The organism is Amycolatopsis solani (genome assembly GCF_033441515.1).
In the GTDB taxonomy this organism is placed as follows: Bacteria; Actinomycetota; Actinomycetes; order Mycobacteriales; family Pseudonocardiaceae; genus Amycolatopsis; species Amycolatopsis solani.
Genome location: NZ_JAWQJT010000002.1, coordinates 2,752,334 through 2,762,353 on the forward strand (window position 1 = coordinate 2,752,334; position 10,020 = coordinate 2,762,353).

The 10,020-nt window shown below is 70.3% G+C and carries 10 protein-coding genes and 1 rRNA gene; all 11 read left to right on the top strand.

Going from position 1 to position 10,020, the window contains the following annotated elements; translation table 11 throughout:
* Positions 1-63 precede the first annotated feature (63 nt).
* Entirely contained in the window at positions 64-1,092 is a 1,029-nt protein-coding gene (gene argC, locus SD460_RS33135; RefSeq protein ID WP_290059487.1) for an N-acetyl-gamma-glutamyl-phosphate reductase, read from the top strand.
* Positions 1,089-2,249 (top strand): bifunctional glutamate N-acetyltransferase/amino-acid acetyltransferase ArgJ, encoded by a 1,161-nt coding sequence (argJ, locus tag SD460_RS33140; RefSeq protein ID WP_290059488.1) that lies wholly within the window; start codon positions 1,089-1,091, stop codon positions 2,247-2,249. Before argC ends, argJ begins: the two co-directional genes overlap by 4 nt.
* Complete coding sequence (gene argB, locus SD460_RS33145) at positions 2,246-3,163, top strand: acetylglutamate kinase (protein WP_290059490.1); 918 nt, start codon at positions 2,246-2,248, stop codon at positions 3,161-3,163. Before argJ ends, argB begins: the two co-directional genes overlap by 4 nt.
* Positions 3,160-4,362 (top strand): acetylornithine transaminase, encoded by a 1,203-nt coding sequence (locus tag SD460_RS33150; RefSeq protein ID WP_290059492.1) that lies wholly within the window; start codon positions 3,160-3,162, stop codon positions 4,360-4,362. Before argB ends, SD460_RS33150 begins: the two co-directional genes overlap by 4 nt.
* Positions 4,362-5,288 (top strand): ornithine carbamoyltransferase, encoded by a 927-nt coding sequence (argF, locus tag SD460_RS33155; protein WP_290059493.1) that lies wholly within the window; start codon positions 4,362-4,364, stop codon positions 5,286-5,288. Before SD460_RS33150 ends, argF begins: the two co-directional genes overlap by 1 nt.
* The gene (locus SD460_RS33160) at positions 5,285-5,785 is read left to right on the top strand and encodes an arginine repressor (protein WP_290059495.1); all 501 of its coding nucleotides are present in this window, start codon (positions 5,285-5,287) and stop codon (positions 5,783-5,785) included. Before argF ends, SD460_RS33160 begins: the two co-directional genes overlap by 4 nt.
* A complete protein-coding gene (locus SD460_RS47040) occupies positions 5,782-6,039 on the top strand; it encodes an argininosuccinate synthase (protein ID WP_290059497.1) in 258 nt (85 codons plus the stop codon). Before SD460_RS33160 ends, SD460_RS47040 begins: the two co-directional genes overlap by 4 nt.
* Before the next feature lie 30 nt (positions 6,040-6,069).
* Positions 6,070-7,485 (top strand): argininosuccinate lyase, encoded by a 1,416-nt coding sequence (gene argH / locus SD460_RS33170; RefSeq protein WP_290059498.1) that lies wholly within the window; start codon positions 6,070-6,072, stop codon positions 7,483-7,485.
* 43 nt (positions 7,486-7,528) lie between these two features.
* Positions 7,529-8,161 carry a DNA-3-methyladenine glycosylase gene (locus SD460_RS33175; protein WP_290059500.1) on the top strand — a complete coding sequence of 211 codons (633 nt, stop codon included), beginning with the start codon at positions 7,529-7,531 and terminating at the stop codon, positions 8,159-8,161.
* 32 nt (positions 8,162-8,193) lie between these two features.
* Positions 8,194-9,468, top strand: a complete 1,275-nt coding sequence (gene tyrS, locus SD460_RS33180) for a tyrosine--tRNA ligase (RefSeq protein ID WP_290059502.1) — start codon at positions 8,194-8,196, stop codon at positions 9,466-9,468.
* A gap of 347 nt (positions 9,469-9,815) precedes the next feature.
* Positions 9,816-10,020 (top strand): 16S ribosomal RNA (locus SD460_RS33185); the annotation flags it as partial.

Consider the following 10,020-nt stretch of genomic DNA (forward strand, 5'->3'; position numbering starts at 1 on the left):
GCGGGCGCCACTTCCCGGTAAACCTGTTTGTTTAGCCTTGCAAGGGCGTGCATAATCATGCGTATGACGGTGAACATCGCGGTGGCCGGAGCCAGCGGGTACGCGGGCGGCGAACTGCTGCGCCTGCTCCTGACCCATCCCGAGGTGGAGATCGGCGCCCTCACGGCGGCCAGCAGCGCGGGCACCAGACTCGGCGTCCACCAGCCCCACCTCGTCCCACTCGCCGACCGCGTCCTCGCCGAGACGACGCCGGAGACCCTCGCCGGCCACGACGTCGTCTTCCTGGCGCTGCCCCACGGGCACTCCGCCGAGATCGCGGCGCAGCTCGGTCCGGAGGTCCTGGTCGTCGACCTCGGCGCCGACCACCGCCTGGCCGACCCGGCCGACTGGCAGCGCTGGTACGGCGGTGAGCACGCCGGCCAGTGGCCGTACGGCCTGCCCGAACTGCCTGGCGCCCGCGAAAAGCTCGTCGGCACCAAGCGCGTCGCCGTCCCCGGCTGCTTCCCGACCGGCGGCTCGCTGGCCCTCGCGCCCGCGTTCGAAGCCGGGCTGATCGAGCCGGACGTCACGGTCGTCGCGGTCACCGGCACCTCCGGCGCGGGCAAGAGCCTCAAGCCGAACCTGCTCGGTTCCGAAGTGATGGGCTCGGCGAGCGCGTACGGCGTCGGCGGCGCCCACCGCCACACCCCGGAGTTCGCGCAGAACCTTTCGGCCGTCGCGGGCGAGAAGGTCACCGTGTCCTTCACCCCGGTCCTCGCGCCGATGCCCCGCGGCATCCTCACCACCGCGAGCGCTCCGCTGAAGGACGACGTCGACGAGGCCGCGGTCCGCGAGGCCTACGAGAAGGCCTACGACACGGAGCCGTTCGTCCAGCTGCTGCCCGCCGGCGCCTGGCCGGCGACCGCGTCGACGCTCGGATCGAACAACGTCCAGCTGCAGGTCGCGGTCGACACCGGCGCCCGGCGCCTGGTCGTCGTCGCCGCGATCGACAACCTGACCAAGGGCACCGCCGGCGGTGCCGTCCAGTCGATGAACCTGGCCCTCGGCCTCCCGGAAACCACCGGGCTTCCCACCGTAGGAGTGGCACCGTGACCGTCACCGGCCCCCAGGGCTTCCGCGCCGCCGGCGTCGCCGCCGGGATCAAGGCGTCCGGCGCGCTCGACCTCACCCTGGTCGTCAACGACGGCCCGCTGGACGTCGCGGCCGGCGTGTTCACCCGCAACGTCATCAAGGCCGCGCCGGTGCTGTGGTCGCAGGAAGTGCTCAAGCAGCAGCGGCTCAAGGCCGTCGTCCTCAACTCGGGCGGGGCCAACGCGGCCACCGGGCCGGGCGGCTTCCAGGACACCCACGCCACCGCCGAAAAGGTCGCCGAAGTCCTGCAGGCGGGTGCCATCGAGGTCGCCGTCTGCTCCACCGGCCTGATCGGCGAACGGCTGCCGATGCCCGCCGTCCTGTCCGGTGTGGACTCCGCGTTCAAGGCACTCGACGCGAGTGCCGAGGCGAGCCTGAACGCGGCCACGGGCGTGATGACCACCGACACGAAACCGAAGCAGGCCTTCGCGAAGCACGACAGCGGCTGGAGCGTCGGCGGCTTCGCCAAGGGCGCGGGCATGCTCGCGCCGAACCTCGCCACCATGCTCTCGGTCCTGACCACCGACGCCGTGGTGGACAAGGAAACCCTCGACCGCGCGCTGCGCGCGGCGACCCGCGTGACCTTCGACCGGCTCGACGTCGACGGCGGCACGTCCACCAACGACACCGTGCTGGTGCTGGCCTCCGGCGCGAGCGGGGTCGAGCCGACCGAGCTGGAGCTCACCGAGCTGCTCACGAAGGTCAGCCTCGACCTCGTGCTGCAGCTGCGCGCGGATTCCGAAGGCGCGACGAAGGACGTCAACATCACCGTCCAAGGCGCCGAATCGGAGACCGACGCGATGGCGGTCGCCCGCACGATCGCCGAGGACAACCTGGTCAAGACCGCGCTCTTCGGTTCCGACCCCAACTGGGGCCGGATCGCCATGGCGCTGGGCCGGGTCCCGGCCCGGATCGACCCGGAGACGGTGTCGATCACGATCAACGGCGTCACCCTGTTCGCCCAGGGCATGCCGGCCGCCGACCGGACCGCGGCGGATCTCACCGCGCGGGCCGTCGAAATCGTCGTCGACCTCGGGGTCGGCACCGAAGCGGCCACCGTCTACACCACGGATCTTTCGCACGGCTACGTCGAAGAGAACAGCGCGTACTCCTCATGAACCAGGAGGCTCTGATTTCCGCGGACGAAAGACTCGCGACGGCGGCCGAGAAGGCCGGAGTCCTGATCGAGGCACTGCCCTGGCTGCAGCGCTTCCACGGGGCCACCGTGGTGGTGAAGTACGGCGGCAACGCCATGATCGACGACCAGCTGAAGGCGGCCTTCGCCGAGGACATGGTGTTCCTGCGGCTGGCCGGCCTGCGCCCGGTCGTCGTTCACGGCGGCGGGCCGCAGATCACCGCGATGCTCAAGCGCCTCGGCGTCGAAGGCGAGTTCAAGGGCGGCCTGCGCGTCACCACGCCGGAAACGATGGACATCGTCCGGATGGTGCTCACCGGCCAGGTCAGCCGCGAGCTCGTCGGGCTGATGAACGCGCACGGGCCGTACGCGGTCGGCATCTCCGGCGAGGACGCCCGGCTGTTCACCGCCGAGCGCAAACAGGCCACTGTGGACGGTGAGCAGGTCGACATCGGGCTCGTCGGCGAGGTCGCCGAGGTCAACCCGGACGCGGTGCTCGACATCGTCAACGCCGGGCGCATCCCGGTCGTCTCCACCGTCGCCCCGGACGTCGAGGGCGTCGTGCACAACGTCAACGCCGACACGGCGGCGGGCGCGCTCGCGGCGGCGCTGGGCGCCGAAAAGCTCGTCGTGCTCACCGACGTCGAAGGCCTGTACGCGAACTGGCCCGACCGGTCCTCGCTGATCGACCGCATCCGCGTCGATCGCCTCGAGACCATGCTGCCCGGCCTGGCCAGCGGCATGATCCCGAAGATGGAGGCGTGCGTGCGCGCCATCCGCGGCGGCGTGCGCCGGGCGCACGTGATCGACGGCCGCCTCGCCCACTCGGTGCTGCTCGAAGTCTTCACCTCGCGCGGTATCGGCACCATGGTCTTCCCCGAAACGGAGCTCCCGTGACCGACCTGAAGTCCAACGTGGATGGTCAGCAGCACTGGCAGTCCGCCCTGATGGACAACTACGGCACCCCGGCGCTGACGCTCGTCCGCGGCGAAGGCGCGAAGGTGTGGGACGCCGACGGCAAGGAGTACGTCGACCTGCTCGGCGGCATCGCCGTGAACGCGCTGGGGCACGCCCACCCGGCGATCGTCGAAGCCGTCACGAACCAGATCAAGCAGCTCGGCCACACCTCGAACCTGTACGTCAACCCGGTCACCGTCGAACTCGCCGAGGCGTTGCTCGACGTCGCCGGCCTCGCCGGCAACGGCCGGGTGCTGTTCGTCAACTCCGGCGCCGAGGCCAACGAAGCCGCGCTGAAGATCAGCCGGCTGACCGGGCGCACCAAGGTGATCGCCGCCGAGGGCGCGTTCCACGGCCGGACCATGGGCGCGCTGACGCTCACCGGCCAGCCCGGCAAGCGCGACCCGTTCAAGCCGCTCGTACCCGGCGTGGAGCACGTCCCGTACGGGGACGTCGCGGCGCTCAAGGCGGCGGTGGACACCGACACCGCGGCCGTCTTCCTCGAACCCGTGCTGGGTGAGGCCGGGGTGTTCCCGGCACCGGACGGCTACCTGCAGGCCGCCCGTGAGATCACCAAGGCCACCGGCACGCTGCTGGTGCTCGACGAGGTGCAGACCGGCATCGGCCGGCTCGGCACCTGGTTCGGCTACCAGCAGGCGGGCATCGTCCCGGACGTGATCACCTTGGCCAAGGGCCTCGGCGGCGGGCTGCCGCTGGGCGCGGTCATCGGTGTCGGCGCGGCGGGCGACCTGCTCAAGCCGGGCCACCACGGCACGACGTTCGGCGGCAACCCGGTGTGCTGCGCGGCCGGCCTGGCCGTGCTGAAGACCATCGCCACGGACGGTCTCCTCGACCACGTCTCCGCGCTGGGCAAGGACATCGCGGCGGGCGTCGAGGCGCTGGGCCACCCGCTGGTCGCCGGGGTGCGCGGGGCCGGCCTGCTGCTCGGCATCGCGCTGAAGCAGCCCGTTTCGGCGGCGGTCGCGAAGGCCGTCCAGGACGCCGGCTTCCTCGTCAACCCGATCGCCCCGGAGACCGTCCGGCTCGCGCCGCCGCTCGTGCTCGACGGCGAGCAGGTCGAAGGCTTCCTCTCCGCACTCCCGAACGCGCTCGACTCCACCACGAAGGACTCCGACTGATGCTCCGCCACTTCCTCCGCGACGACGACGTCAGTCCGGCCGAACAGCAGGCCATCCTGGACATCGCCGACGCGCTGAAGGCCGACCCGCTGGGGAACAAGACCCTGGCCGGCAAGTCCATCACGGCGATCTTCGAGAAGAACTCGACGCGCACCCGGTTCTCGTTCGAGGTCGGCATCAGCCAGCTCGGCGGGCACCCGGTGATCGTCGACGGCCGCTCGATGCAGCTCGGCCGCGAGGAAACCATCGAAGACACTTCGCGGGTGCTGTCCCGGTACGTCGACGGGATCGTCTGGCGGACCTTCGCCCAGAAGCGGATCGAGGCGATGGCGTCGGCGGCGTCGATCCCGGTGGTCAACGCGCTGACCGACGAGTTCCACCCGTGCCAGGCGCTCACCGACCTGATGACCATCCGCGAGCGGAAGGGGAAGCTCGCCGGGCTGACCCTCGTCTACCTCGGCGACGGCGCCAACAACATGGCGCATTCGCTACTGCTCGCCGGGGTCACCGCCGGGATGCACGTCCGGGTGGTCTCGCCGCTCGGCTTCCAGCCCGACCAGCAGGTCATGCTCGACGCCAAGAAGCGCGGCGAGGAGACCGGCGGCACGGCCACCGTCTTCACCGACCCGTACGAGGCGGTCGCCGGCGCGGACGTGCTCGTCACCGACACGTGGACGTCGATGGGGCAGGAGAACGACGGCCTCGACCGGGTGGGCCCGTTCCGCGCCCTGCAGGTCAACGCCGAGCTGCTGAAGAAGGCCGCGGACGACGCGATCGTGCTGCACTGCCTGCCCGCGCACCGCGGCTGGGAGATCACCGACGAGGTGATCGACGGCCCGGCCAGCGCGGTGTGGGACGAAGCGGAGAACCGCCTGCACGCCCAGAAGGCCCTGCTGGTCTGGCTCTTCGAAGAGAGCCGGCGATGACCAGCAGCCGGGTGGGGCGGCAGGCGCGGATCACCGAGCTCGTGTCGACCATGACCATCCGCAGCCAGACCGAGCTGGCCAAGCTGCTGGCCGCCGAAGGCATCGAGGTCACGCAGGCGACGCTGTCGCGCGATCTCGACGAGCTCGGCGCGGTCAAGCTGCGCGGTCCGGACTCGGGGGCGCCGGTCTACGTGATCCCCGAAGACGGCAGCCCCGTCCGCGGGGTGCAGGGCGGCACCTCACGGCTCTCCCGGCTGCTGGCCGAACTGATGGTCTCGGCGGATTCGTCCGGAAACCTGATGGTGCTGCGGACCCCGCCGGGCGCGGCGCAGTTCCTCGCCAGCGCCATCGACCGCGCGGCGCTCGAAGAGGTCGTCGGCTCGATCGCGGGGGACGACACCGTCGCCGTGATCGCGCGGGAGCCCCTGAACGGCAAGGAACTGGCCGCGCGCTTCGCCACGCTCGCTCAACGATCGGCAGACGAAGGATCACCATGATCGGCGACATCTTCCCGGCCGAGGGCGAGTTCCTCGCGCCGGACGAGGTCGTCGTCACCTTCGACCGCGGGGTCCCGGTGGCGATCGACGGCGAGACCGTCTCCGTCGCCGAAGCGCACCGGATGCTGTGCGCACGGGGTGAGGCGCAGCGGATCGGGCGCGGCGAAGCGTGCGCCGCACTCGAACGGCGGGCCGGCCGCGGATGTGCCAATGTCCGCCTGGTCCTGTACGACGGCCGCATCACGGTCGCCTGAACACACGAACACCGAGGAGAAGCGAGAAAAGTGAGCGGGAACGAGCAGCCGGTCCAGTTGTGGGGCGGCCGGTTCGCCAGCGGTCCGGCGGAGGCGATGGCCGCGCTGAGCGCGTCGACGCACTTCGACTGGCGCCTGGCGCCCTACGACATCGCCGGCTCCCGCGCGCACGCCCGCGTGCTGCGCAAGGCGGGCCTGCTCACCGACGACGAGCTCACGGGCATGCTGACCGCACTCGACGCGCTCGCCCAGGACGTCGCGTCGGGGGAGTTCACCCCGACGATCGCCGACGAGGACGTGCACACGGCCCTCGAACGCGGCCTGCTCGAGCGGGCGGGCACCGAGCTCGGCGGCAAGCTGCGCGCCGGCCGGTCGCGCAACGACCAGGTGGCCACGCTGTTCCGGATGTGGCTGCGCGACGCCGCCCGCCGGGTCGTCGCCGGCACCCTGGAAGTCATCGACGCGCTGGTCTCGCAGGCGAAGCGCCACCCGGACGCGATCCTGCCCGGCCGCACGCACCTGCAGCACGCCCAGCCGGTGCTGCTCGCGCACCACCTGCTGGCCCACGGCCAGGCCCTGCTGCGCGACGTCTCGCGGCTGCAGGACTGGGACGCCCGCACGGCCGAGTCGCCGTACGGCTCGGGGGCCCTCGCCGGCTCGTCGCTGGGGCTCGACCCGGAGGCCGTCGCCGAGGAGCTGGGCTTCGCGACCAGCGTCGAGAACTCGATCGACGGCACCGCTTCGCGCGACTTCGTCGCCGAATTCGCTTTCGCCGTCGCCATGCTCTCGGTGAACCTGTCCCGGATCGCCGAAGAGGTGATCATCTGGAACACCGCCGAGTTCGGCTACGTGACGCTGGACGACGCGTGGGCGACCGGCAGTTCGATCATGCCGCAGAAGAAGAACCCCGACGTCGCGGAGCTGACCCGCGGCAAGGCGGGCCGGCTGATCGGCAACCTCACCGGGCTGCTGGCCACGTTGAAGGCGCAGCCGCTGGCCTACAACCGCGACCTCCAGGAGGACAAGGAGCCGGTGTTCGACTCGGTCGAGCAGCTCGAGCTCCTGTTCCCGGCGATCGCCGGCATGCTCGCCACGCTGACCTTCCACACCGACCGGCTCGCCGAGCTCGCACCGGCCGGGTTCACGCTGGCCACCGACATCGCGGAATGGCTGGTGCGCCAGGGCGTGCCGTTCCGCGTCGCGCACGAAGCGGCAGGCGAGAGCGTTCGCGTCGCCGAGACCCGCGGCGTCGGCTTGGACGAGCTGACCGATGAGGAGTTCGAGAAGATCAATCCGGCGCTGACCCCCGAGGTGCGCGCGGTCCTCACCGTCGAAGGCTCCGTGAAGTCCCGCAACGCGCGGGGCGGGACGGCGCCGGAACGCGTGGCCGAGCAGCGCGCCCGGCTGGAAGAGCGCGTCACCGCGGCCCGCCAGTGGCTCAACTGACCCCCTGGCTAGGCTCGGCCGGGTCAGCGGGACGAGGGGAGTGGTGGTGAGCGACCGGCTGTTCACGCGCGAGGAGCTGGCACTCGACCCCGTCGACCTGGCCCGGCTGCTGCTCGGCTCGGTCCTGGAAGCCGACGGTCCCGACGGCACCGTCGGCGTCCGGCTGGTCGAGGTCGAGGCCTACCGCGGCGAGGACGACCCGGCGTCGCACTGCTACCGCGGTCAGACCCCGCGCAACGCCGTGATGTGGGGGCCCGCGGGTCACCTGTACGTGTACTTCGTCTACGGGATGCACTTCTGCGCGAACATCGTCGGCTCCCACGACGGCGTGGCGGGCGCGGTGCTGCTGCGGGCGGGCGAGGTCGTCACCGGCCTCGACGTCGTCCGCCGGCGCCGCCCGAACGCGCGGGGGACCGGCGAGCTGGCCAAGGGCCCGGCGATCCTCACGTCGGTGCTGCGCATCGACCGCGAGCAGAACGGTGTCGACCTGACCGACCCGGCGTCGCCGGTCCGCCTCTACGCGGGTGAGCGGGTACCGGACGAGCTGATCCGCACCGGGCCCCGGGTCGGCGTGGCGATGGCGATGGACACGCCGTGGCGGTTCTGGGTCGACGGCTCGCCGGCCGTGTCGACCTACCGCCGCGGCGGGAAGCGCCGGGTCCGACCCGCCGTTTAGTCGGTTGACCAGGTACGGGAGGATCTACAGGCGTGAGCGAACACATCCTCGACGAGCTGTCCTGGCGCGGCCTGATCGCGCAGTCCACCGACATCGACGCCCTCCGGCGCGAGCTCGACCAGGGTCCCGTCACGCTCTATTGCGGGTTCGACCCGACCGCGCCCAGCCTGCACGCCGGCAACCTGGTCCCGCTGCTCATGCTCAAGCGCTTCCAGCGCGCGGGGCACCGGCCCATCGTGCTGGCCGGCGGCGCGACGGGGATGATCGGCGACCCGCGCGACACCGGTGAACGCACGTTGAACACCCTCGACGTCGTCGCCGAGTGGGCCGGGCGCATCCGCGGCCAGCTGGAGCGGTTCGTCGACTTCGACGACTCGCCGACCGGCGCGATCGTCGAAAACAACCTGAACTGGACCGGGCAGCAGAGCGCCCTGGAGTTCCTGCGCGACGTCGGGAAGCACTTCTCGATCAACGTCATGCTCAACCGGGAGACGGTGAAGCGCCGCCTCGAGGGCGACGGCATGTCGTACACCGAGTTCAGCTACCTGCTCCTGCAATCGCAGGACTACCTGCAGCTGTACCGCCAGTACGGCTGCAAGCTGCAGGTCGGCGGGTCCGACCAGTGGGGCAACCTCGTCGGCGGGGTCGATCTGATCCGCCGGACCGAGGGAGCGGGCGCGCACGCGCTGACCGCGCCGCTGGTCACCGACGCCGAGGGCCGCAAGTTCGGCAAGTCCACCGGCGGCGGGAACCTCTGGCTCGACCCGGAGATGACCTCGCCGTACGCCTGGTACCAGTACTTCGTCAATGTGGGTGACGCCGACGTGATCCGCTACCTGCGGATGTTCACTTTCCTGGACCAGGAGGAGATCGCCGCCCTCGCGGAGGACACCGCGGAGCGTCCTCACCTGCGTGCCGCGCAGAAGCGGCTGGCGGAGGAGTTCACCGTCCTCGTGCACGGCGAGGAGCAGACCCGGCAGGTCATCAACGCCAGCCAGGCTCTGTTCGGCCGCGGCGAGCTCGGCGACCTGGACGAACGCACCCTCGACGCCGCGATGGCCGAGGTGCCGAACGGCAAGGTCGACCCGTCGGGCGAACCGACGATCGTCGACCTGCTGCTCGCCGGCGGCCTGGTCGACAGCAAGGGCGCCGCGCGCCGCACGGTCAAGGAGGGCGGCGCGTACGTCAACAACCAGAAGATCGCGGACGAGGAGTGGAAGCCTGCGCCGGGCGACGCCCTGCACGGCAAGTGGCTCGTGATCCGCAAGGGCCGGCGCACCGTCGCCGGCGTCGCCCTCGGCGGCTGATCGTCTCCGTAGGCCCGGAACAGGGCCTTGACCTGCGGTAACGCGGTTAAGGTACCCCCCTGTTTCGGGCCCCTGGAGGGGGTGTAAAGTTCTCCAAGTCGCCAGGGAAACCGGGTGGCCGCCGGGACACGAACCAAGCTCTCGCTCGAAGCGATTGAGTGGGTGTCCCACCAAAAAATGCTAGAAATAACTCGCTTCGAGTAAGGCCGCTCAACGGCGGTGCGACTCGGGGTGTGTTGCTTGAGAACTCAACAGTGTGCTAGTGAACTAAGCCAGTAGAGCTTATATATGAAACCTCGTATGAGGTTCCTTTGAGAGCAAGAACATTGCCTCGATTAAACTATTCATTGTTGGAGAGTTTGATCCTGGCTCAGGACGAACGCTGGCGGCGTGCTTAACACATGCAAGTCGAACGCTGAACCACTTTCGGGTGGGGATGAGTGGCGAACGGGTGAGTAACACGTGGGTAATCTGCCCTGCACTCTGGGATAAGCCTTGGAAACGAGGTCTAATACCGGATATCACCACCTACCGCATGGTGGGTGGTTGAAA